This window comes from Mycoplasmopsis iners ATCC 19705, from assembly GCF_000701805.1.
Classification (GTDB): Bacteria; Bacillota_I; Bacilli_A; order Mycoplasmatales; family Metamycoplasmataceae; genus Mycoplasmopsis; species Mycoplasmopsis iners.
Window position 1 is genome coordinate 122,110 of record NZ_JNJW01000001.1, and the last position, 25,072, is coordinate 147,181.

Consider the following 25,072-nt stretch of genomic DNA (forward strand, 5'->3'; position numbering starts at 1 on the left):
TATTTAAATTTAGCCTAAAATTAGGCAAAAAGGACAAAAAATGAAAAGACTTTTATGCTATTATGAACCTAAAAAAGACTCAATGTATCCTTGATTATTAAAACACCCAAAAATCAAAGTTGGTCTTGCAAAATTTAAAACAAGAAAAGAAGCAATGCAATGATATATGCTTTTAAAATTCGAAACTTCAGTTTGATTCCAAAATGAAAACAGAATCTGAGGTGGTCAATTAACAATTGATAACGAAGGTAATGAATGAAACAACTATATTAAAGTTTCAGGTTTTGATGGTGGAGAAAATTATGAAGCAGTTTGTGAAGAATTTGCTATCGATCCGCGTACTTTCCAATTCGACTACAAAAAAGCTGAAAAAAGACTTAAAGATTTAGACTTTGTTTTATTACATGATCCATACACCTACTTCCCAGCAGAATTAGAAATTGCTAAAAAATCACGTAAGGAAATGATTGATTTAGATCAATTAAATCTTTTAAAAGAAAAATACGAAGAAAAAATTACTGTTTTAGAAAAAGAATTAAAAGAACAAAGCGAAAAAACCCAAGAAGTTAGAATTGAAACTAAATACATCAAAGAAGGCAAAACATACGTTGTTCACTATGAAGAATTCTTAAACTTAACTGAAGACAAACAATTAGATGCATTAGCACTTTACTTAACCAAAATTAAAGAAGTTATCAAACACACAGAAAAACAAACAATAGCTGTTACTGATTATGACAGAATTATGGACAACATCGAAAGATTAGATGAAGTGGCTGCTATTGCTAAAAATAAAGCAAATGAAGAAAACAAGAAATTATTTGAAAAAGTTCTTGAACAAATCAAACACAACCAATTAGAATTACTTAAAAAATTCGAAGTAAATCAAAAATTAAATGATGTTCCAGAACACTTCGCTTACTACTACAACGAAGGTAGAGAAGAAAAAATTTCTGTTGCTTATGAAGTTTCATATGTTTTATTAGGATTATTACATGTTGGATTTGTTAAATTAAATGAATACCAATACCCAGTTGACTATGTTATTGATCCTTCAAAATATGGTGTTGCTATTATCGCTGACGAAGCTAAAGAAGTTGCAACTCCAGTTGTTGTACAACCAAAAGAAGAAGTTATTACCAAAGTTATTGAAAAAGAAGTTATTGTTTATAAACAAGATATGCCTGAATTCTGAACAGGTGCTGTTCAACCACTTACTCCAGAATACATCAATGACAACCAATTAGTTAAAGATGAAAATAACATTTACAAACCAAGTAAATGATACACAGCATGATTATTACTTTTAGTTTTATTAATCTTAGGAGTAATTGCAGTTATCGTGTTATTCATTTTACAATTAGCCGGAGTAGTATCACTTTTTAACGTTTAATGAGAGAAAATAGAATTAAAAAAGCCCAAGGGCTTTTTTAGTCTTTTATAGCCTTTTAAAAACAAGGAGAATGTATGAAAAATACTCAAAAAAATGTCACAAAAATCATTAATCATTTAAAAAATGCTGGTTTTGTTTTTCAAGGAAGTGAAATTTATGGCGGGCTTGCTAACACTTGAGATTATGGTCCTTTAGGTTCATTATTAAAAGATAATATTGAGGCCGTTTGAAAGAAAGAATTTATCACAAAAGAGAGAAACAATTACTTATTAGATTCTAAAATTTTGATGAACCCACAAGTTTGAAAAACTTCAGGACACTTATCTAATTTTAATGATCCATTAATTGAAAATAAAACTAATGGTAAAAGATATCGTGCTGACAAATTAATTCAAGAAATTAACCCTGATTTAGTGCCCGAAACACTTTCGTTTGAACGAATGCGTGACTTTTTAGTTGAAAACCTTAAAGAATACGAAGGGGCAAAAACTAATTGAAGTGACATTAGAAAATTTAATTTAATGTTCGAAACCAAACAAGGGGTTTTAGAAGATTCAAAAAGCATTATTTACTTAAGACCTGAAACTACTCAAGGTATCATGGTTAACTTTAAAAACGTGCAAAGAGCCATGAGAGCAAAAATGCCGATGGGAATTGGTCAAGTGGGTAAAAGTTTTAGAAACGAAGTAACACCAGGAAACTTTATTTTCAGAACCAGAGAATTTGAACAAATGGAATTGGAAGTATTCTGTAATCCAAATGAAGCTGAGCAAATGTATCACAATTACATTAATAAAGCCATGACATTTGTTAAAAAATTAGGCTTAAACAGTGAAAATGTAAGATTAAGAGAACATGAAAAAGAAGAATTATCACATTATTCTTCTGGAACTAGTGACATTGAGTATTTATTCCCATTTGGTTGAGGTGAATTATTAGGTATTGCTAATAGAACAAACTTCGACTTAAAATCACATATGGAAGCTACCGGTGAAGATTTAACTTATTTAGATCCATACACCAATGAAAAATACATTCCTTATGTAATTGAACCATCTATGGGGTTAGACCGTTTAATGTTTGCCATAATTATTGATGCTTATGATGAAGAAGAATTAGCGGAAGGTGATGTAAGAACTGTTTTAAGACTTACTAATGAATTAGCTCCTTATAAAGTGGCTGTTTTACCTTTAGTTAAAAAATTAAATGAACAAGCTAATGAATTGTTTGCAAAATTAATTGATGCTAATTTATCAGCAACTTATGATGAAGCCGGTTCAATTGGCAAAAGATACCGTAGACAAGATTCGATTGGAACTCCTTATTGTGTAACCATTGACTATGATACTTTAAATGATCAATCAGTTACAGTGCGTCATAGAGATTCAATGGAACAAGTGAGAATTAAAATTGACGAATTAATTAACTACTTAAATAAATAAAATAATGTGAAGGAACAAAATGAGTAAGGACAATATTTATTCGCAAGTAATTGCTGCTAATGACATAGTTAATGTTATTAATCAGTTTATTCCTTTGACAAAAAAAGGCAGATCTTATGTCGGCCTTTGTCCTTTTCACTCTGATAGCACTCCTTCAATGTCTGTTGCACCTGACAAGCAAGTGTTTAAATGCTTTTCTTGCGGCGTGGGCGGTAATGCTTTAACATTTGTAGAAAAGTATAAAAAAATTAGCAAGTTTGAAGCTTTACAATATTTGGCTTCATTACATGGTATTGACGTTAGTCAATATAATAATTATCAACCTAAAGAAATTTATAGCCCAAGCGCTAAAGAACAAATTGAATTATTAGACAAAGTAAATTCTTTTTATAAGACAGAATTTATCAAACATCAATTTGGATTATTAAATGATTTTTATAATCAAAGGCATTTGACAAATGATATTTTAGATCATTTTGATATTGGTTTTAGTGATGAGCAAGACTTTAATACAATGTTTGCTGACACAATTAAAACACAAGCCGATCTATTTCAACAATGTTCTTTAATCAACGAAAATGGTTATAGCATTTATCGCAATCGGGTTATGTTCGCCATCCGTGATGAACATAATTCAGTTGTCGGTTTTAGTGGCAGAACATTAATTAAAGATGAAAAACCAAAATACATTAATAGTGCCGAAAGTGAAGTTTTTAGAAAATCTAATATTCTTTACAATTACTATAATGCTTCTAATTCGGCTAATGGTAAAAATGAATTAATTATTACCGAAGGTTTTTTTGATGTAATTGCTTTATACAAAGCTTCAATTACAAATGCTGTTGGTTTAATGGGAACAGCACTAACCAAAAATCACTTTAATTTAGTTAAAAATAAAAAAATTATCTTGTTTTTAGATGGTGATGAAGCAGGTCAAAATGCAACCTTAAAATCAGCCAAATTCTTGCTTGAATATGGCATTGATGTAAAAATCGTTATAAACCCAACATCACTTGACCCTGATGAATTATTAAATGCTCATGGACCTGAATACTTGCAAAATCTAATTAAACAAGCTGTTAGCGCAATTGATTTCATTTATGAACATTTATTAAATAAACACAATTTGATTAAAAATGGCTTCAACGATGTCGGTCGTCTAAAAGATTTTATAGCTGATTTTTCAACTTATATTGCCACATCGCCATTAGAAGTGATTAACTATTATCAAGGAAAAATCAAAAGCGAACTTAAATATGAAGTTTCATTTAAGCCTAAAGCAACCAAATTAGAATCGCATACTTTCGAAGACACTCAAACAATGGAAATACCTGTTGATAATTGGTATGAACCACAACCTCCAAAAGTAGAGACGCCAAAATTAAGAAAAAAACAAGAAAAAGAAAATCTTCAAAGGCGCGATTGAATTGACAAATTGTTTTACTTAATCTTAAGTTTTCCAGGTTTAAGCAATTTATTTTTAAACAAAATTCAAACACAAAATGATGAAGATTTCGATTTTACAGGCATGCAAAATGAAAATACTAAAAAAGAAATTTTCACACAAATATATGCTGGTCAAATAAATAATAAAACCATAGAATATTACACCGAATATTTTGCCGATTCGGATTTTATAAGAATTAAAGAAAATATTTCAAAAGCAATTGAGCGATTGCCACTTAATGAAGCAATTAGCGCAACTTTTGAACAATTTTATGAAAAGGCTAAAGATTTTAACATTAAACACAATCTTGATTTTGCTACAAAAAAGGTAAAAGAGATTAATGTTCCAAAGGAAGCAGAAGAACAAATTTACAAACAATTAAACCAAAAATCTCATGAATTCTATAATAGGAGCAATCGAAAATATGAAAAAAAATAAAGAACAAATCGATTCAAGCACAGCAACAGTGATTGATTTAATTAAGCAACATGCTGCTAAAAAAGGCAAAAAAACATTGAGTCAAGAAGAAGTGTATGACTATTTAAATAAAATTAAAGTTGAAATCACTGATGATGAAGTTGACCATATGTTTGAAACTTTAATGCAAAATGGCATTATAACTAATGATGCCGATGAAGGCGACTTAGATTTTGTTGGTGACGAAGATTTTGAAATAGAAAATCTTAAACTTGATGATTTAGAACAAAGTGGTGAAATTGATTTAGAAGACACAGAAGAATTAGAATTACATCATGAAGAAGATGATGAAGAATCTGATTATGATAATGATTCTGATGAAGAAGACGAAAAACACTATAAAAAAGAAGAAAAAAGAAAAAGAGACGAAGAAGATTATTCAAATTCATTAGACCCTGAAATGAGTAATTACATCGATGGATTCGATAGTGATTTTGATGACGAAGATGACTATGTTTATGATGACGATGATGATTATTCAGATGAAAGCAGTTATGCTGAATATGAAGATGACGAAGAAGAAGTTGCTAAAAAAGACCATAAAAATTCAAAAAGAAAATCACGTGGCGAAGAAATTGAATTAGAAAACTTCGACGACAAAGATATTACTCTTGATTTGGAAGAAGATACTAAAAAAAGTGCCAAAGAATTAAGAAATAAATTAACAGAAACTAATGATATTGTTAAATGGTACATGCGTTGAATTGGTAAATACGGTAAACTTTTAACCAAAGAAGAAGAAGAAAAATTAGCCAAAGAAATGGGCAAAGGTGGCTTTAAAGGTAAAAGAGCTAGAGATAAGCTTATTAAACGCAACCTTCGTTTAGTTATTAACAATGCTAAAAAATACAAAAATAGAGGTTTAAGTTTTATTGACTTAATTTCAGAAGGTAACTCTGGAATTGTTAAAGCAGTTAAAAAATACAATGTTGATACAGGTTTTAAATTTTCAACTTATGCAACTTGATGAATTAGACAAGCTATTACTAGAGCTGTGGCAGATCAAGCTAGAACTATTCGTGTTCCAGTACACAAGGTTGAAACAATTAATAAAATCAGCAAAATCGAAAGAGAATTACAACAAGAATTAGGGCATCAACCAACAGACGAACAAATTGCTGAAAGATATGGCAATGGTTATGATGCTGATAAAGTTAGATATATTCGTAAAATTAACATCGATCCTATTTCATTAGACAAACAAATTGGTAAAGAAAATGATTCATCATTTAGTGATTTTGTTAAAGACGAAAATGTAGTAAATCCAATTGATTTTGCTGCAAATGAAGAATTAATTGAACATCTTAATGAAATTTTGAAAAAAGTATTAGATGCCAGCGAATATGAATTAATTTGCAAACGGTATGGAGTTGGTGAAAACCCAGCTGACAATAACAGAAGATATGAAATTCATTCTTTAGAAGACCTAGCAGAAGAAAGAGGCGTTTCAAAAGAAAGAATTCGTCAAATCGAAAATAAAATTTTGAAGAAAATCAAAAATAATTCAAACTATGGAAAATTATTAAAGGACTTTGCTAAATAATGAAAGTTAGAAAATTAACAGATTATTTGTTCTCACTTTACCCTTTACAAAATAAAGAAATTTGAGACCCTTCTGGCTTTTCTGTTAAATTTAATCAAGCTGAAAGATTAAGAGGCGTAGTTAGTGCGATTGATTTAACAGACAAAGTGTTAAATAAAGCCTTAGAAATTGATGCTAATTTGATTTTAGTCCATCACCCTTTCAAGTTTTTAAAAACTTGAAAAGATGAAGATTTACAAGCCCCATATAAAAAACAAATTTTAGAAAAGCTTAAACAACACCGTATTCATGTTTTAGCTTTTCATACAAACTTTGACAATGCGCCATTTGGTACTTCTAAAAGAATTGTAGAATTTTTAGGTTTAATTAATTATTTAAAACAACACGATAACCCTTATGCTGGTGTGATTGAATATAAAACCAATTTGAATGAACTAGTTGCTTTAATTAAAAATAAATTTGGCTTTCAAGCCTTAAGAACTAATTTGCCAAAAGACCTATGAAACAACGAAATAAGTAAAATTGCAATTTTGTCTGGGTCAGGTGCTAATGTTGAAATTAATAACTTAAAAAACGAAGGTTTTGATTTAATAATTACTAGCGATATTAAATGAAGTGATTGAATTAATTATCAACAAACTAAAACTAACATTTTAGAAATTCCTCACTTAGATGAAGAAGTTTTTGCACAAGTTATTTACAATGATGTAGTTAATTTCATTCCCAAAAAACATCCTATGCCAGTGGAAATAGTTAAATTAGAAGAGCCTTATCAAAACATTTAAGACACATAATTAATTGTGTCTTTTTTATTATTTTTTGCCTATATAGGCGGCTTTTTTACTTAATTTTAACAATAAATCAATCGTATTTAAAGCCTAAAACACCTATGAAACAGCACTTTTGGCAAAATTAATATTAATTTCTATAAAAACAATAAGCAAACAAAATTTATACATTAAATATAATTTAAACAAGGAGAATGTATGAATAAATACCCAAGAATTGTTATAAACGAAACAAAATTTAAAAACAATGTTAAAAAAGCTATAGAAATTTGCCAAAGAAAAGGTATTGAAGTTTTAGCTGTTACTAAAGGTTTTGTCGGAAATAGAAGAATGGCTGAATTATATGCTGAATGTGGCATTAAAATGTTTGGCGATTCAAGAATTGAAAATTTTAAAATTTATGCTGATATTCCAGGACATAAACAATTATTAAAATTGCCTCAGATTGAAGAAATACCTGAATTAATTAAATATTGCGATTCATCATTAAACGGTGATTTAAACATTATTAAAGCAATTAGTGAATATGTTTTAGAAAATGACCAAAAACCCCACAAAATAGTTTTAATGGTTGATTTAGGCGATCGCAGAGAAGGCGTTTTACCAAATGAAGTTGATTTGACAGTTGCTGAAATTCTAAAACTCAAAGGTGTTGAATTAATTGGTTTAGGATGCAATTTTGGTTGTTATGGAGCTAGAATTCCTTCGGTTGAAGCAATGAATGAATTTGCTCAAATTGTTAAAATGATTGAAGCAAAATATCAAATTAAATTGACACATATTTCAGGTGGAAATTCATTAAGCTTACATATGGTTTGAGAAAATACTATGCCTGAAATTGTTAATGTGCTAAGAATGGGTTTTGCTATGATTTTTGGCACCGAAGACAAATACCGTTTAACAATTGAAGGAATGTATCGTGACGCTTTTCGTTGTGAAGCCGAAGTTGTCGAAGTTGATTTTAAAAGTTCTATGCCTATAGGACCAGCTGGTATTGATGCTTTTGGTAACAAGCCACATTTTGAAGATATTGGTGATATTAAAAGATTAATTCTATCAATTGGCAAATTAGACACATCATTTTCTGATATGTATCCAAGGGATAAAAAACTTCAAATTTTAGGCGGTTCAAGCGATTTAATGATCATTAATGCAAATGAAAGTGATCACAATTACAAAGTTGGCGACATTATAACTTTTGATTTAGATTGAGGAAGTTTACTTTACTTATTTAATTCAAAATTTGTTGAAAAAGTTTTTGAAAAATAAGCTTTTTGAATGTGTTCATAGAACACATTTTTTTAATTTTTATTTAATATAACATATAATAAACATATGAACTTAACACGTATATTTGAAATGCAAAAAGAATTAGATTTAAAAATTGGACAAAGAAAAGATTTAGGGTGAAAAAATCACGATGATGCCAAAATTCACCAACAAATGATGTTGGCAACATTAATTGAAGTTGCAGAGTTTGCTAATGAAGTTCAATCTTTTAAATATTGAAAGAAACATAAGAATATTGATCATGAAAAAGTGCTAGAAGAATTTGCTGATGTTTTACATTTTCTTGGTTCTTTAGGTTATAAATACCAAATTAACCCAAATGTTGAACCATTAATTGTGCAAAGCCAAGAGATTAATGAACAATTTACAATTTTGTTTAGTAGCATTACCAAAGCTATGTATTACACAAATAAATATGCTATTGCTGAAATTTTTTCACTTGTTTTAGGAGCAGCTAAATTATTGAACTATTCAGAAGAACAAATTCTTAAAGCATATGAATTAAAAAATCAAAAAAATCACCAAAGAGTTGCCGAAAAATACTAGTAAAGGAGGCTAAAAATGGCAAAAAAAGTTAAAAAAGACGAAAACAACGTTAATGTTAAGCAACAATTAATTTTGTATTCTCGCATGCATAATTATGAACTTTATGAAGCGTTAGCCTCATCAGATAAGGGAATTCTAACAGAAGAACAAATTGAAAAAAACCGTGAACAATTTGGAACTAATAAATTAGCTAAAAAAGGCAAAAACACAATTTGAAAAAGATTGTTTCATGCTTTTATTAACCCTTTTTCTTTAATTTTGATTATTTTAGCTTTAATTTCAGTTATCACTGACATTATCCTGCCTTTAACTAACAGTGAACAAACGTTTAAACCTGAAGAAGGCTTGCCTACCGTATGTATCATTTTGATTATGGTTTTAATTAGTGGAATTTTAAACTTTGTGAATGATACAAGAAGTGCTTCGAGTGCTGAAAAATTAGTTAAAATGGTTCAAACAACAACGAGAGTTCAGAGAAATGGCATATTCTACGAAATTCCGCTTGAAAATGTTGTTGTAGGCGATATTGTAACCTTGGCAGCTGGTGATATTATTCCAGCGGACGTAAGAATTTTAAGTGCAAAAGACTTGTTCGTTTCACAATCATCATTAACTGGTGAAAGTGATGCGATTGAAAAATTTTCACATAATTCAGCCAATAAAGATAATTCAAATATTACTGATGCAACTAATTTGGCTTTTATGGGTTCAAACGTTATTTCGGGTTCAGCTAAAGCAATTGTTGTAGTAACTGGAAATAATACTTATTTAGGTCAAATAGCGCAAAAAGTTAATGAAAAACCTGTCAAAACTGATTTTGAAAAAGGGATTAAATCAGTTTCATGATTGCTTATAAGAATAATGTTAATTGTTGTCCCGATAGTATTTTTAATAACTGGTTTTAGAGGTAATTTTAAAATTGGTAAAACTTGATTAGATGCTTTGGCATTTGCTATGTCTGTGGCAGTTGGTTTAACACCGGAAATGTTGCCGATGATTGTTACAAGTACATTAGCAAAAGGCGCAATGTCAATGTCAAAAAAGAAAACAATTGTCAAAAACTTAAATTCAATTCAAAATTTTGGCGCAATGGACATTTTTTGTACTGATAAAACAGGTACTTTAACAATGGATCAAGTTGTTTTGGAAAGACACTTAGATGTTAAAGGTCAAGAAAATTCAAGAGTGTTAATGTATGGTTTTTTAAACAGTTATTATCAAACAGGCTTAAAAAACTTATTAGATATTTCAATAATTGAAAGAACTGAAGAGTTGTCAGATATTGAAATTGAATTAAGATCTTTAGAAGAAAAATATATTAAAGTAGATGAAATACCTTTTGATTTTCAAAGAAAAAGAATGTCGGTAGTTGTGGCACCAAAAGAAGATAATAAAACTTCAGAAATGATAACCAAAGGTGCAGTTGAAGAAATTTTAAGCATTTGTAAATATATTGAATATGACAATAAAATTTTAGAACTAGACGATTCAATGGCACAAAAAGTGTTAAAGCATGTTGATCGTTTAAACGATGAAGGTATGCGTGTTATAGCAGTTGCTAGAAAAGATGCTAGTTATAAAAAAGATAAGTTTAATGTTAATGATGAAGCAGAAATGATTTTAATTGGTTATTTAGCTTTCCTAGATCCGCCAAAAGAATCAACTGCTTCAGCAATTAAAAACCTCTATGAATTAGGTGTTAATGTCAAAATTTTAACTGGTGATAATGCCAGAGTTACTAGAGCAATTTGTTCTAAAGTGGGCATACCCGCTGAAAAAATTATGCTAGGTAAAGACTTATTAGACATGAGTGATGAACAATTAGCAGAAATTGCTAATGATTATGATATTTATGCTAAATTAAGCCCCGACCAAAAAGCAAGAATTATTAATGCCTTGAGAAGCAAGGGACATGTTGTTGGTTATATGGGTGATGGTATCAATGATGCCCCTGCTATGAAAGTAGCAGACGTTTCAATTTCAGTTGATACAGCTGTTGATATTGCTAAAGAAACAGCTAATATTATTCTTTTAGAAAAAGACTTGAATGTATTAGCCACAGGTATTGTAGAAGGCAGAAAAACTTATACTAACATGAATAAATATATCAAAATGACTGTAAGTAGTAATTTTGGTAATATTTTAAGTATTGTTTTTGCCTCGATTCTTTTACCATTCTTACCAATGCTTGGTATTCAAATCTTATTCCTTAACTTAATTTATGACATTTCTTGTGCTGCTATTCCTTGAGATAAAGTTGATGACAAATTTATTAAAGCGCCAAGAAAATGAAATACTAAAAGTATTTTTAAATTTATGATTTGATTTGGTCCAATATCTTCGCTTATTGACATAAGCATTTTCTTAATCATGAGATTCTGATTAATTCCAATTGTTTTAAATGTTCCATTTGATCAAGCTCATAGCCAAACTTTCGAAGCTTTATTCCACACAGGTTGATTTGTTTTATCAATGTGAACTCAAGCCTTAGTAATTCACTTAATTAGAACTGAAAAAATTCCATTTATTCAATCTAGACCATCGTTTATGTTATTTATGTGCACTTTAGGAGCAATAACAGTTGCTACAATTATTCCTTATGTTCCTGGCATCAACATTGCACTTAAATTACAACCAATGGGCGGGACATATTTCTTGATTCTTTTCGGTTTACTCGCAATTTATGCAACACTGATTTTAATTGTTAAGAAATTTTTTGTTAAACGTTATAGTGTATTACTTTAAAAATTATGAAGCAAATGATGCTTCATTTTTTTATGCAATAAAATTGCTTTAAGTAATTGTCACTGTTACCCAGCATTTATCATGCTAGTTCTAAGATTTCACGCGTTTTTATAATATAATTGATAAAACTATGAATACTAATAAGAATCAAGAAAAAAGTAAAATAATTTTTCCGCTGATAGGCTCAATAATCAATGTGCAAGCCTATAAATATAACGGAGAACTTTATCGTCAATGAAATGGTGTCAAAGTGTTAAGAAACACAGAACACCACTATGTTTTGTTAATGTACAAAACACAAGTTTCAGAAACTAAAAAGAGAGATTGAATATATCGTGAACCTGTTATCTGATTCATGCCAAAAAATGAAATGTCTAATGCTTTAATTTTGCTTAAAGCAAAAAATAATTACATTTATGTTAATATTTCATCAAAACCAATTTATGAAGATAATACAATCAAGTTTGTCGACTATGACATTGATGTAAAAAAATACCCTGGCAAACCACTGGCAATTGTTGACCAAGATGAATTTAAAGAAAATTCTATTTTGTACAATTACCCACCAAAATTAATGAAGCAAATTGAACAATCATTGGATGATGTTGTTCATAAAAATATTAATAATGAATATTACAACAACCCAACAATTGTTGATTACTATATAAATTTAGCTAAAAAAGATCATTCAATCAAAGCAGACTTTAGACAAAAGAAGAATAGATATAATAGAAGAACAATAAAAGGCTATGGAACTAATTAAATTAGTTAATAGCTTTTTTATTTTCTTGTTTCTAGACAATAATTTTAAGTTATAATAATAAATATGCCCAAGTGGTGGAATGGTAGACACCGTAGACTCAAAATCTACTGCAGCAATGCGTGCAGGTTCAAGTCCTGTCTTGGGTACCATATCACATTGGCCGACACAACGTAAGTTGTGTTTTTTTATTGCATAATTATTTACTTATCAATTAAATTTATTTCATCTAAATATCTTAATGTAGTTACAAAAAACAATGGAAATGCATCTATAGGCAGGGTCTGAAATTCATTAGATAATAGGTAAATTGAATATTTCTTTTCAAACATCAAATCTGATTGTTTAAACTTTGCGAATTACAAAACAATTTGCTTTTATAAACTCAAAAACATTATTAAAGATTACATTGAATGATATAACAATGAAAGATTTCAATCTGTGTTAAATTGAAAAGCACCTCAACAATATTGAGATGCTTTGAGTTTTTTATAAATTGCCTATAAAACTTGTTCTAGTTTAATTTTTCTTGTTCTTATAAAATTCAGCAATTTAGTTGTAGTAATCTAGAATCTGATTTAACCTAAAACATGCAGAATATAGTGGCAGAGTAATAAAAGGTTTTGATTATGTTATAATTAAATAATTAAAAATATTGAAGGAATTTAAGGATAAGTATGTCACAAATAATTGATGAAAATGTTTTATGAAAAGCAGCAGAAAAACTAAGAGACAAATGTGATCCTGCTGATTATAAAAATGTTGTATTGGGTTTAGTCTTTTTAAAATATGTTAGTGATAAGTACATTGCTAAATATAATGAGCTAAAAAAAGTTGGTGATGGTAGAGAAAATGATGAAGACTATTACATTCAAGATCATGTATTTTTAGTACCTGAAAATGCTTTATGAACCAATATAGCAAGTCACTCTAAACAAAGTGATTTAGGTCAAGTAATTGACGATGCCTTCATCGAACTTGAGAAACACAATAATCAACTAAAAGGAATTCTTCCTAAAACTTATTCTAAGAGTGATCTAGATAAATCTGCTTTAGGAGACTTAGTAGACTTTTTCACTAATAATTTAAATATGGAAGATGCTGATGGTGATTTCTTCGGCCAAGTTTATGAGTACTATGTAGGTGCTTTTGCTAAGTATATACCAACAAAAGGTGGAGAATTTTTCACTCCAAAATCTGTTGTTGAATTAATGGTTGATATTTTAGAGCCTTATAGTGGGAAAGTTTTTGACCCATGTTGTGGAAGTGGTGGTATGTTTGTTCAATGTTCTAAGTTTGTTAAAGAACATCAAGGTAACGTTGACAACATCTCGATTTATGGTCAAGAATCAAACCCTGGAACTTGAAAAATGGCTAAAATGAATTTAGCTATTAGAGGACTTGAAGGAAATTTAGGTGAAAAAAGTGATGATTCTTTTACAGGTGATTTACATAAGTCTTTAAGGGCAAATTACATCATTGCTAATCCGCCATACAATTTAAAAGATTATTGAAAACCATCTCTTGAAGGTGATCCTAGATGAGTATTTGGAAAACCAGACATGAAGAATGCTAACTATGCGTGACTTTCATTAATGTATTCAAAATTGGCACCTAATGGTAAAGCAGCAATATTGATGCCAAACGGAGCTACAACAAGTAATACTAAAGATGATTACAAAATTAGAAAGGCTATGATTGAATCAGGTAAGGTTGAAGCAATTCTAGCATTGCCTAATAAATTATTTTCAAATGTTAGCATTTCAGTTCAATGTTGAATCTTAAATAAAGGAAAAACTAACACCGATGTTTTATTTGTAAATGCAGATAACTTAGGGAAATTAGTCTCAAGAAAAATAAGAGTCCTTGAACAAGAAGATGTAGACAAAGTTGTTAAAGCTTATCGTGATTTTAGAGAAGGTACTCTTATAGATATACCAGGTTTTTGTAAGAGAGCTACATTAGAAGAAATCAAAGAAAAAGATTTCTCTTTAAATCCTGGAAGATACATTGGAACAGATGATTCTAACAAATTATCTTCAAAAGAAATTCAGCAAGAATTAGAAAAGACTACTATTGAATTATTAGAATTAATGAAACAAAGTAAAGAACTAGAAGATAAGGTTAAAGAGATATTAATGGAAGAATTAAAATAATGTTAACTATGTGTTGTTGCTTTGATGGCTCCAATATAGGAATATTTAGTTCACCATACATTATTGCATTTAAATTTGATCGTGTACTTCCTGTAAATAGCGATTTCACTTGCTTTCAATATGAATTTGATTGACAATAATAACCGACATAACGTGGATTTATTTTGCTAGAATCGATAGAAAACCTAATTAAGTAGCCTGCATAAACTATTTTATCCGGACTTCCATTGTGAAAATAATTTCTGCCGGTACTATTACCGGTTCTAGCAAAAACTATGTCATTTTCATTTAAAAAGTAGTTTTTATATTTTGGATATTCATCCACATTTATACATGCAGGCAACGGTATATTAATTCTTGAGTCATCTGATATATCAGTGATTCTGAGGTATTGTGGCAATGATGGTTCATATTTGTATGCTGAGGCACCGATTCCATACGAACCTTTATTACCTATTGATATATCTTTTAACTTTACTGTATTCATATAAAACTCCTAGAAATGAGGTATTAGTAATGAAATTGAAAAATATGGTAAATATCATCAATGGTTCGACCCCAAGTACTTCTAATCCTGAATTTTGGGGTGGTGATATAAAGTGAATAACACCAAAGGACATGTCTTCGATAAAGACTAGATATATTTCTTATGGTAATAGAAATATAACAGAATTAGGATATAACAGTTGTTCTACTACTTTAGTTCCTAAAGGAACTGTTCTTTTAACTTCAAGAGCTCCGATTGGATATGTTGCAATAGCAGACAACTCACTATGTACAAATCAAGGGTTTAAATCAATGATTTGTAATGAAAATCTAGTTAAACCTATGTATTTATATTATTGGTTACTTAAGAATAGAGAATATTTAGTTTCAATTGCCGGAGGTTCGACATTCAAAGAGCTGTCTAAAGAACAACTTGAAAATGTAGATATCGAATTACCAAACTTAGAAATTCAACAACACATAGTTAACACTATAGGAACAGTTGATAATTTGATTGAAAAGACTTTAGAAATTTTAAATTCAATCAAGAAATTAAGAAGATTACTTTATAAGCATTTTTCTTTAAATTCAATCAGTACAGTCCCATTCAAAGAAATAGTGACTTTTGAAAATGGTGCTCAGCCTCCGAAATCAGAGCATATCTATGAATAAAAAGAAGGTTATGTTAGATTTATTCAAAATAGAGATTATGATTCGGACAATCATAAAACATATATACCTATTTCAAAACGAAATCATTTATGTAATAAGTATGACATTATGATAGATAAATATGGTGACGCTGGTGCTGTAAGGTACGGTTTAGAGGGTGCGTATAATGTTGCATTATTAAAAGTAATTCCGAATAATGAATTAATTAAAGAATATGTTAGAGATTTCCTTATGCAAGATGAAGTAAAAAATATTTTATACAACTCTTCTCAGGCATCAACAAGACCATCCTTAAACGATGATACGTTTTTAGGGTTAACAATGCCTCTATTAAATGAAAATGAAATCAAAACATATAACAAGATTGCAGTTATTCTTTTAAATTTAGAAATAGGCTATAAAGAAAAAATTTTAAAATTAAAGTCTATTAAAGAAAAATTACTTTTAAAATATTTCTAGATAGTTAACACTATAGGAAGTATCGATGATCTTATCGAAAATTATGAAAATCAGATATCAAAAATATTAAACATAATTAGTATGTCGTTATCTGATAAAAGTCTCATTCCTCTTGAATATTACTCGCCTAAAATTATTAAATCAGGTATAAAAAAATATAATAATACCAAGAATTATTTGGACACATCGTCCGTAGAAGGTATTAACAATATTTTACAATTTGATTCATTTAACTTTGAGGACAGACCATCTAGAGCAAACATGCAACCAGTGGTTGATTCAATATGATTCGCCAAGATGAAAGACTCAAAAAAGGTAATTATAGTGACAGAAAAAGATGATGATTTACTTAATGATTATATATTTTCAACAGGATATTTAGGAGTCGAAACTACAAACAAATTACCACTATCATTTCTAACAGGTATTATTTTATCCCCGAACTTTTTTGTTCAAAGAGACCTTAACTCTATAGGTACAACCATGGCTGGGATTAATAATGAAACATTTAATAAAATTCTTGTCCCTAAACTATCTGATGAAGAGATAAATAGTTTCAATAACGAGTTTAGCCCTTTAGTTATTCATTTAACTTCTTATAGAAGAAAAATAAAGAAGCTTAAAGAATTGAAGAATCTATTATTGAATAAATATTTCTAGATTTTAGTACCTTCCATAAATAGGAGGTATTACAATTTGAAAGAATTTATTTCGTTTTTACAACATCAAAATTTAACAAAAAATACTATTGATGCTTATGTTATTGCAGTTAAACAGTTTAGTGCAGAATTTAGTGAAATAACAAAGCAAAATTTATTAGCTTTTAAATCAATATTAGTCGATAAGTATAAGGGTAAAACTATTAATTTGAGAATTCAAGGAATCAACAAATATCTGGAATTTTTAAAGAAAGAAAAATTAAAACTAAAATACATAAAAATTCAACAAAAAAGTTTTTTAGAAAATGTTATCAGCGATGCAGATTACGAGTTCTTTAAAAACAAATTGCTCAAAGACAAAAATTATGAGTGGTATTTTATTGTTAGATTTTTAGGAGCAACTGGTGCCAGAATTTCTGAGCTTATTCAATTCAAATATGAGCATTTAATAAGGGGTTATATAGATCTTTACACAAAAAGTGGCAAAATAAGAAGAATATTCATACCCGTTAGATTAAGAAAAAAAGCGATAGAATATTATGATTCTATCACTAGAACACAGGGTTATCTATTTCTTAATAAAGATGGTAATCAAATATCAACCAGAGGTATAGCTCATCAATTAAAATCACTAGCAAGAAAATATAATATGAATCTAAATGTAGTTTACCCACACTCTTTTAGGCATCGATTCGCAAAAAACTTTTTAGAAAAATGCAAAGATATTGCATTACTAGCCGATTTAATGGGTCACGAATCTATAGAAACTACTAGAATTTATTTGAGAAAAACAAGCGAAGAGCAACAGGAAATAGTTGACAAAATAATTAATTGGTAAAATATTTATTAAGCAGTATAGATTTAATATCTAGACATTTAGATTTTAACATTTTCGCTTTAACCAATAATTTATAAATATAATTGAAAAAATTAATTTCATCAGTGGTAGGTTCACAAGCTAATAGCATTGGTATTGCCTTGGAAGCATGCAAAATTGTTGTGCCTTGCGAATTATCTTTGATAATAGACTGATTTAAATCGCTTAATAGTTCAAAGAAAGCAAAACCTTTATTTTCAGATATTACTTTATATATTCCTGATGAGTAAGCACCTGATAAACCAACATTCACCCTTCCAGGAGCGCCGTCAAATGCTATTAAAGTATCATCTGAGTTACATGTTTTTAGGTTTTGCGCTTTTTTTATATAAAAATTTTTTAATGAATCTAAATCACCGACTCTTAAGTACGGAATAAGACCGTCTCTATTTTGAGATTTTTCTATATAGTTGCTAGAACCAACCTCTATTCCTTTGTCAAATATCCCATATTTAGAGAGGGGAACGCGATTTCTAATAGAATTCAAGGAGTTTATTTTTCTTAATCCAATAGATTTAATTTTAGTATCGATTAACTAATAATTTTCAATGAGTTCATCGATACTTTCTATAGTGTTAACTATCTAGAAATATTTTGAAAGAAGATGTTTCTTCAAATTTGTTAATTTTCTAATATTCATTCTATTTTTTAGAATTGCATCAAATATATAATCATATTTTTTAAAATAGTTAACGTCATTTTCGCCGAACGGAACTTTAATGTTTAAAAAATCTGAAATACTTAAGTTTGGTTGTGCACTACCGCGACCTAAACTAGAAATATTTTCCTTATCCATTAGTAAATAGGTATATATTAAAGCTTTCGATTCACAAGTAATCTTTATAATTCTTTGATTTAAATAACAATCTTCAGAATCAACAATACCTGTTCTACCTACGTACCCAGTCATAGTCAGTAAGATATCCCCAATTTCTAATTTAAATTTTTCATATTCTGGCTTCATACTAAAATAAGTAATATTATCAAGATTAAATCCAGAGTCTCCTATGTTTTTAATTGTAATTAATTTTCATGATGGAAGATTTGTATAATCCTTACTTTTAAATGTTCCACCAACAAAATATTTAATTACATCACCTAATTTGTTTACACTACTTTTATGATTAAAATAAATTTGATAAATATATTTTAGTAATTTTTCAAACAATATAATTTTTTGATTAGTTTTTTCAATCAAATCATCTATGCTTCCTATAGTGTTAACTATGTGTATTAATGTTGAGAAAAATAACTGCTTTTTTATATAATAATTTTGAGGTAAAATCTTATGTTTAATGAAGCTACTATTGAGAATAGCATTATAGAACTTTTAGAAAAAAATGATTTTGAATTTTTAAATTTTGACGATTCATGACTAAGTGAAAGAAAGCTTGATGAATTCATTAATAAGGAAGTTCTTTTAAATTCGTTAATTAAAATAAATAAATTTGATGATTTAGAAATACTTAACGAAGCAATGAATAAGCTTATGAGAGTCGATAATCCTTCTTTATTTGTAAGGAATTTTTTAGTTCACAAAATGTTAGTAGAAGGTGTGACAATTGAGTCAAATAAATATCAAGTGAACCCTCTTATCAAATTCATTGATTTTGATAATGTAGATAATAATACATTTCAAGTAGTTCATCAAATTAAGTTCAACGAAGGAAGATCGACTAGAATACCAGACATAGTTGTGTATATAAATGGACTTCCTTTAATTGTGATGGAACTTAAGTCTTTAGTTGAAGATGCTACTGGAGCAACACTGGAAGACGCTTACAATCAATTAGGCGGAAGCAACGAGTCTAATGGATATCGTTATGATATTCCAACTTTATTTAATTACTCTGCTTTTTTAGTAATTTCTGATGGAGTAAGTACTAGAATCGGAACATTGACTTCTAAATTCGATAGATACAATGAGTGAAAAAGTGTTGATGGTAAAAAAGGTTATGATGCTAATTATGCATTTAAACTAAATGCCTTCATAGATGGAGTGTTTGAAAAAAGCAGATTACTAGATATTATTAAACATAATATTTTCTTTATTCAAGACAAAAATGACAAACCAGTTAAGATAATCTCGCAGTATCACCAGTATTTTGGGGTGAAAAAATCAGTTCAATCAATTTTAAATAGTATTAAGTCAAACGGAAATGGTAAAGCCGGCATTGTTTGACATACTCAAGGTAGTGGTAAATCATTTTCAATGCTAATGCTTGCACATAGATTATTGATTAACAAAGACTTAAATGTTCCAACTATAGTGGTTTTAACAGATAGAATCGACTTAGATGATCAACTTTATAAAACTTTCTTTAGTGCGCGTAATTACCTAAAATGCGAACCTCAAATAGCTACATCTAGAGAAGATTTAGTTAAGAAACTTAAACACATTAAACAAGGTGGAATAATTTTTACTACAGTTGGTAAATTCGATAAGCATCATTTACCAAAAAATGAACGTTCAAACATTATCGTCATGACTGATGAAGCTCATAGAGGGCACTATGGAATTTATGAGACTGTTCATTACGAAAGAAATAAAGAAACTGATGAATTAGAAGCAGTTTTCAAATATGGAGTAGAAAAGTATATTAGGGAAGCATTACCTAACGCTACTTTTATTGGATTTACTGGAACTCCGGTATCAACAAAAGAAAAACAAACAACAGACATTTTCGGTGATATTATCGATGTCTACGATATGACTCAATCAGTTATCGATGGTTCAACAGTAAAACTTTTTTATGAATCTAGACTTGCAAAAGTTTGGACAGATCAATCAATATTGAGTCAAATTGATAATTACTATAATGATTTAGTAAAAAATGAACAAGCAGATAATCAAGCAATAGAAAAATCAAAACGTGAAATGAGCAAAATCAAAGTTATTTTAGAAGATGATGACATGATTGATTTATTTGCTAGAGACATTATGGCTCATTATTCTGAGAGAAAGGGCACTTTAAACGGAAAAGCCATGATTGTTTGCCAAACTCGTCAGGCGGCTTTAAAACTATATAAGAAAATAGTTGATGAGATTGCACCTGAAATGAAAGAACAAGTAATTTTAGTTGTTACTGAATCTAATAAAGACACAGAAGAAATGCGTAATCTATTTAAAGATTCTGCATATAGAAAAGAGTTAGGTGAAGAATTTAAAAAAGATACATCAAAATATAAAATCGCAATTGTAGTTGATATGTGATTAACCGGTTTTGATGTACCCGACTTAGATGTAATATATTTTATTAAGAGGCTCAAATCTTATAATTTAATGCAAGCTATTGCTCGTGTTAATCGTGTTTATCCAGGTAAGTATTATGGTTTAATTGTCGATTACATAGGTCTAAATGAAGCGTTAAATGAAGCATTAACAGAATATACAGATAGAGACAGACAAGAAAATGTTCAAGATGTAAAGAAAGAAATTTATGACATCTTGAAAGAAAAATTAAGTGTACTTAATGAATGATTTTACAAAATTGATAAAAGTAAATTCTATAGCTCTAATGATCACGAAAGATTTGAAGCTGTACAAATCGGAACAGAATTTGTGTTACAAGATGCTAAAAGAGAAGATGCATTTATGAGTGATCTTTCCTTTCCTGTAAAGCAAGCCTTTGTCGTTTGTGCTGGTATTTTAACTGAAGAAGAGAAAAATGATGTTTATTATTACTTAGCTATTAGAAGTTTTATTCTAAAGCTTAGAGCAAAAACTCAAACTGTTTCTATAAAAGAAATGAATGAATATGTTTCTAATCTTCTAGCAGACGCTATTAAAGGCGATGAAGTAAAAATATTAACTCAAACAAAAGAAGATTCAAGTAAAGTTATTGAATTGTTGAGTGAGAAAAACATAGAAGAATTAAGAGTAAAAAATCCTCCTCATGTGTTTGTTCAAATTGTCAAGAAGTTACTTGAAAGAGCAATAGCTGAATCTAGAAAAAATAATTATTTTAAATCTCAAGAATACAGTAAAAGATTAAGAAAAATATTAGAAAAATATAATGATAGAGATGCTATTTTTTCACCAGAACAAACTATTGTTGATTTAGTTGGATTCGCTAGTGAAATGGTAAGGGATGAACAAACAGCTAGAGACCTTGGTGTATTCGGAAGAGAAAAAGCGTTCTATGATGCTTTAATTAGAGATAAATCAGCTAAAGAATTACTAAATGATGAAACGCTTAAACTTATTGCTAGGGAATTAAAGTCAGTGGTTGAAGAATACGCATCAACAGACTGAACCCATAAAGAATCTACAAGAGCAAGAATGAGAACAAAAATAAAAGAATGTTTGAAGAAGTATAATTATCCTCCAGAATATCAAAAACAAGCTGTAGATGATGTTATTAAACAAGCCGAATATATAATGAGTGAAGATTAATTTTCAAATTATTTAGGATATCAAATTCAACTTAAAAGAAATATTACAATTAAGACTTTATTATTTATTAAACGATTGTTTTAGTTAACTAGAACAAGAAAAGTAGACAGTTTTTATTTTCTGTCTACTTTTCTTGTCCTAGTTTAAGATTAACTTAAAAGTTAATTCTTTTTCGAGAGAAAAACCTTGAATAACCTGAAAAAGAGAACAAACTCCAAGAAATGCACTTACAATATAAATAATGATGTTAAAAAATAAATTTTTTCCTTTATTTTTTATTTCGTAATAATTATCTATTTTCTTAGTAATAGATAGAAGATTGTTCTCGATTTTTTCTATTCTTTTGTTGAAGTTTACAAAAATTTCTTTGTATCTATTTAATTGATTCTCTCAATTACTAATTGTTTTTTCAATGTTATGAATTCTGTATTTTTCCTTAAAAAAATTATTGATTTGATTGTGTTTAGAAAAAATATTTTCACTAAAGTTAAAAAGTCAATTTCTAAAATCTAAAATATATTTTTCCAAATTATCAATTTTGGTTTTTATATCTAAAATTTTTGTATTAATGCTTTCATCATTATTTTCATCTAGAAATAAGTTTATATAACTTTTTTCTAGCAATGTTATCGAATTTTTAATTTCATTAGTTTCGTTTTCTATTTCACTAAAAAAATAAAGTGCCTTTTGTTGTCCAAAAAATTCAAAAATATAAAAAAATAAATGTATTAATTTATATGTTGAGTTGAATTTTTCAAAATTGTCTTTATTTATTCCATTTTTAGTAAATCAAAATAAAATTTTGACATCTTCCATGGTTGATAATTCGGCAAATATTTTACTTGAATTTTTATTCCATAATTCCAATAAAGATTCATTTTTAGAATTTAAATTTTGATATTCTATTTGAAAAGAAGAAAAAGATGATTTGGCTTTAACGACATAAGATTTTTTTATTTCAGCAATTTTTTTCTTTAAGTCTTTATTCGTTGATTTTTCATTATTTGATCCTCTTATTTCTTCGATGTTAAGCAATCTATTCTGTTCCATAAAAAGAGCTAAATAAATTTCTGAATTATCAATTTTGGATTTATCAACTTTTAAAAAATCTAAATTTAATTTTAAAATAAAGGATTTATATTCTTTGTTATTGTTTATTTGTTCATTTTTGAAATTTGTTTTTTCTTTTAATTCATAAATAAACTTGATTAAAGAAAATGATTTTTTTTCTTCATTATTCAAATTAAACATTTTGTTCAGAAACGGATTTTTAAGAAAATAATCATCAGACTCGTTTTCATCGCTGTTTTCATTAAGAGACTCAAAATTAGTTTTTATTCAACTTTTAATCTTAATTTCATTAAAAGCTTCTATATTTAAATCCTTTTCTTCTATTGGAATTAGAAAGTATCCATTGGTATCATAAGTTTTATTATTTTCATTACTCATTTTTACTCCTAAAATTATTATAAAAAAAACTATAAGAAAAACTTATAGTCTCTTAATTAAATTTAATACTTTGATTAATTAGCGTTTTGAAAATAAAGTATTAAATTAATAAATAAAATGCTAAACCGATAATTAAAACTACGTTTACAATACTTAACATAAATTGGGACAAGAAATATGGATTGTCAATATTTTGCGTCCTAGTTTAACGTCATTTGTTTTTGTTATTTTTCATTAAGTTTTTTATTATTATTCAATCAATATGGTGGCTCAATAGTAGGATCTCAAGCATTTAATTTCATAACCCGAGTTTCCAAGTTTGAAAGTCTAAAAAAACGAATATGTCTATAAAAAAGACATATTCGTTTTTTATGTTTCAAAATTACACACATAAAATCCTGAGTTTCCAAGTTGAATTTACTAAAAAACAGTGATTTTTTGTTTAAAACAACAAAATAATTATGGCATAAACAAAATTTTTTATTCTTTTTTAATAAATTTTTTGAACAAAATAAAAAATTTTTAAATTAATTTTCATTTTTGATTTTGATTTTTTATGTAAGTAATGATACTTAAAAAATAGTTAATTCCCCTATAAATAAGCACTTTATCATTGAAAACGGCATTAAACTTGGAAACTCGGGATATTTTGTGTCCCAGTTTATTGTAAACGAAAAGTAGACAGTTTTTATTTTCTGTCTACTTTTCTGTCCTGGTTTATGATAATGAATTCTTGTTGTTTGCTTGTCATTTAATTTTACCTTTACTTTTATTATAAACATCGTATAAACAATCTATTTTGTCGTTAATAAGGAATTCATTAAGAGAATTAAAATATTCTTTTTTATGTTCTACTGCAATATATTTAATAGGAAGATTATATTTAAGTTGCATTAAAAATATTAATGCCCGTCCTGTTCGTCCATTTCCATCACTAAAAGGATGAATTCTTTCAAATAAAGCGTGATATCTTAAAACTAATTTTTCTTTTGAAATAGTGCTTTTTAAAAACATTATTTCATTATCAAATTCAGTATTTAATTTATTAAGTTTATATTCAATTACATTATAGTCATAAGGTTTAACATAAGCACAACTAATGGTAACATTATGATTTCTAAAAATACCATTATTAAAAATAATATTTTCCATTATCAAAGAATGCAACTTTAAAATTGTTTCATTATTAATATCTAAATCTTGATAATTATTAGCAATATATTCTATAACATTATTAAAATTAATCAATTCATTAATTTCTCTTATAGAGTAAGCATTATAAATATTGTTTAAATCTTGATTATTAAGTAATTTTTTGGTTATTTCATATGGAATAGTGTTGTTTTCAATGGCACAAGAATGATAGGTCAATTTTAATACAACTTCTTTGATTGGTTTTTCTTTGTCCATACTTTCACCTTTATTATTTTATTTTAATTTAATTCGTTTCATTATGTTTAAACTGGAACAAGAAATATGGATTGTCC

At 28.1% G+C, this 25,072-nt stretch carries 20 protein-coding genes and 1 tRNA gene; 16 read left to right on the forward strand and 5 right to left on the reverse strand.

Annotated elements, in window-relative coordinates:
* The first annotated feature begins 40 nt into the window (after window positions 1–40).
* The 11 genes from T395_RS03480 to T395_RS0100530 all read left to right on the forward strand — a co-directional run bounded on the left by T395_RS03480 (window position 41) and on the right by T395_RS0100530 (window position 14,587).
* Window positions 41–1,393: an MAG3090 family protein gene (locus T395_RS03480; protein WP_051617747.1), complete on the forward strand. Its 1,353-nt coding sequence runs from the start codon at window positions 41–43 to the stop codon at window positions 1,391–1,393.
* 74 nt (window positions 1,394–1,467) lie between these two features.
* Window positions 1,468–2,835: a glycine--tRNA ligase gene (locus tag T395_RS0100485; protein WP_029512556.1), complete on the forward strand. Its 1,368-nt coding sequence runs from the start codon at window positions 1,468–1,470 to the stop codon at window positions 2,833–2,835.
* Window positions 2,836–2,854: 19 nt separating this feature from the next.
* Entirely contained in the window at window positions 2,855–4,720 is a 1,866-nt protein-coding gene (gene dnaG / locus T395_RS03485; protein WP_051617749.1) for a DNA primase, read from the forward strand.
* On the forward strand, window positions 4,707–6,302 hold the full coding sequence (locus T395_RS0100495) for an RNA polymerase sigma factor (protein ID WP_051617751.1): 1,596 nt from the start codon (window positions 4,707–4,709) through the stop codon (window positions 6,300–6,302). The genes dnaG and T395_RS0100495 overlap by 14 nt, the downstream gene beginning before the upstream one ends.
* Complete coding sequence (locus T395_RS0100500; protein WP_029512559.1) at window positions 6,302–7,087, forward strand: Nif3-like dinuclear metal center hexameric protein; 786 nt, start codon at window positions 6,302–6,304, stop codon at window positions 7,085–7,087. The genes T395_RS0100495 and T395_RS0100500 overlap by 1 nt, the downstream gene beginning before the upstream one ends.
* Before the next feature lie 201 nt (window positions 7,088–7,288).
* On the forward strand, window positions 7,289–8,359 hold the full coding sequence (locus T395_RS0100505; protein WP_029512560.1) for an alanine/ornithine racemase family PLP-dependent enzyme: 1,071 nt from the start codon (window positions 7,289–7,291) through the stop codon (window positions 8,357–8,359).
* Window positions 8,360–8,425: 66 nt separating this feature from the next.
* Window positions 8,426–8,926: a dUTP diphosphatase gene (locus T395_RS0100510; RefSeq protein WP_029512561.1), complete on the forward strand. Its 501-nt coding sequence runs from the start codon at window positions 8,426–8,428 to the stop codon at window positions 8,924–8,926.
* Window positions 8,927–8,941: 15 nt separating this feature from the next.
* Window positions 8,942–11,671: a magnesium-translocating P-type ATPase gene (mgtA, locus tag T395_RS0100515; protein WP_029512562.1), complete on the forward strand. Its 2,730-nt coding sequence runs from the start codon at window positions 8,942–8,944 to the stop codon at window positions 11,669–11,671.
* A 130-nt stretch (window positions 11,672–11,801) separates the two neighbouring features.
* Window positions 11,802–12,434, forward strand: coding sequence for a DUF402 domain-containing protein (locus T395_RS0100520; protein ID WP_036458302.1), 633 nt, complete (start codon window positions 11,802–11,804; stop codon window positions 12,432–12,434).
* Between the two features lie 65 nt (window positions 12,435–12,499).
* A tRNA-Leu gene (locus T395_RS0100525) sits at window positions 12,500–12,583 on the forward strand.
* A 525-nt stretch (window positions 12,584–13,108) separates the two neighbouring features.
* Window positions 13,109–14,587: a type I restriction-modification system subunit M gene (locus T395_RS0100530; RefSeq protein WP_029512564.1), complete on the forward strand. Its 1,479-nt coding sequence runs from the start codon at window positions 13,109–13,111 to the stop codon at window positions 14,585–14,587.
* On the opposite strand, the gene T395_RS0100535 is transcribed toward T395_RS0100530, so the two are convergent.
* Window positions 14,556–15,074, reverse strand: coding sequence for a restriction endonuclease subunit S (locus T395_RS0100535; RefSeq protein ID WP_029512565.1), 519 nt, complete (start codon window positions 15,072–15,074; stop codon window positions 14,556–14,558). The two genes, T395_RS0100530 and T395_RS0100535, sit on opposite strands and share 32 nt — an antisense overlap.
* Window positions 15,075–15,103: 29 nt before the next feature.
* Between T395_RS0100535 and T395_RS03490 the strand changes: the two genes are divergently transcribed.
* The 4 genes from T395_RS03490 to T395_RS0100555 all read left to right on the forward strand — a co-directional run bounded on the left by T395_RS03490 (window position 15,104) and on the right by T395_RS0100555 (window position 17,701).
* Window positions 15,104–15,745 carry a restriction endonuclease subunit S gene (locus T395_RS03490; protein WP_051617753.1) on the forward strand — a complete coding sequence of 214 codons (642 nt, stop codon included), beginning with the start codon at window positions 15,104–15,106 and terminating at the stop codon, window positions 15,743–15,745.
* A 108-nt stretch (window positions 15,746–15,853) separates the two neighbouring features.
* The gene (locus T395_RS03495; RefSeq protein WP_051617755.1) at window positions 15,854–16,204 is read left to right on the forward strand and encodes a restriction endonuclease subunit S domain-containing protein; all 351 of its coding nucleotides are present in this window, start codon (window positions 15,854–15,856) and stop codon (window positions 16,202–16,204) included.
* Window positions 16,205–16,285: 81 nt separating this feature from the next.
* Window positions 16,286–16,864, forward strand: a complete 579-nt coding sequence (locus T395_RS0100550; protein WP_029512566.1) for a restriction endonuclease subunit S — start codon at window positions 16,286–16,288, stop codon at window positions 16,862–16,864.
* 36 nt (window positions 16,865–16,900) lie between these two features.
* The gene (locus tag T395_RS0100555) at window positions 16,901–17,701 is read left to right on the forward strand and encodes a tyrosine-type recombinase/integrase (protein ID WP_156933059.1); all 801 of its coding nucleotides are present in this window, start codon (window positions 16,901–16,903) and stop codon (window positions 17,699–17,701) included.
* On the opposite strand, the gene T395_RS0100560 is transcribed toward T395_RS0100555, so the two are convergent.
* Entirely contained in the window at window positions 17,691–18,227 is a 537-nt protein-coding gene (locus tag T395_RS0100560) for a restriction endonuclease subunit S domain-containing protein (protein ID WP_029512568.1), read from the reverse strand. The two genes, T395_RS0100555 and T395_RS0100560, sit on opposite strands and share 11 nt — an antisense overlap.
* 96 nt (window positions 18,228–18,323) lie before the next feature.
* Entirely contained in the window at window positions 18,324–18,938 is a 615-nt protein-coding gene (locus tag T395_RS0100565) for a restriction endonuclease subunit S (protein WP_029512569.1), read from the reverse strand.
* A gap of 90 nt (window positions 18,939–19,028) precedes the next feature.
* Between T395_RS0100565 and T395_RS0100570 the strand changes: the two genes are divergently transcribed.
* Window positions 19,029–22,136 carry a type I restriction endonuclease subunit R gene (locus T395_RS0100570; RefSeq protein ID WP_029512570.1) on the forward strand — a complete coding sequence of 1,036 codons (3,108 nt, stop codon included), beginning with the start codon at window positions 19,029–19,031 and terminating at the stop codon, window positions 22,134–22,136.
* A gap of 138 nt (window positions 22,137–22,274) precedes the next feature.
* Here the strand turns inward: T395_RS0100570 and T395_RS0100575 are convergent, their stop codons facing one another.
* Both T395_RS0100575 and T395_RS03500 read right to left on the reverse strand, forming a co-directional pair.
* The gene (locus T395_RS0100575) at window positions 22,275–23,585 is read right to left on the reverse strand and encodes a hypothetical protein (RefSeq protein WP_029512571.1); all 1,311 of its coding nucleotides are present in this window, start codon (window positions 23,583–23,585) and stop codon (window positions 22,275–22,277) included.
* A 717-nt stretch (window positions 23,586–24,302) separates the two neighbouring features.
* Window positions 24,303–24,995 carry a Fic family protein gene (locus T395_RS03500; RefSeq protein WP_029512572.1) on the reverse strand — a complete coding sequence of 231 codons (693 nt, stop codon included), beginning with the start codon at window positions 24,993–24,995 and terminating at the stop codon, window positions 24,303–24,305.
* Between the last annotated feature and the right edge of the window lie 77 nt (window positions 24,996–25,072).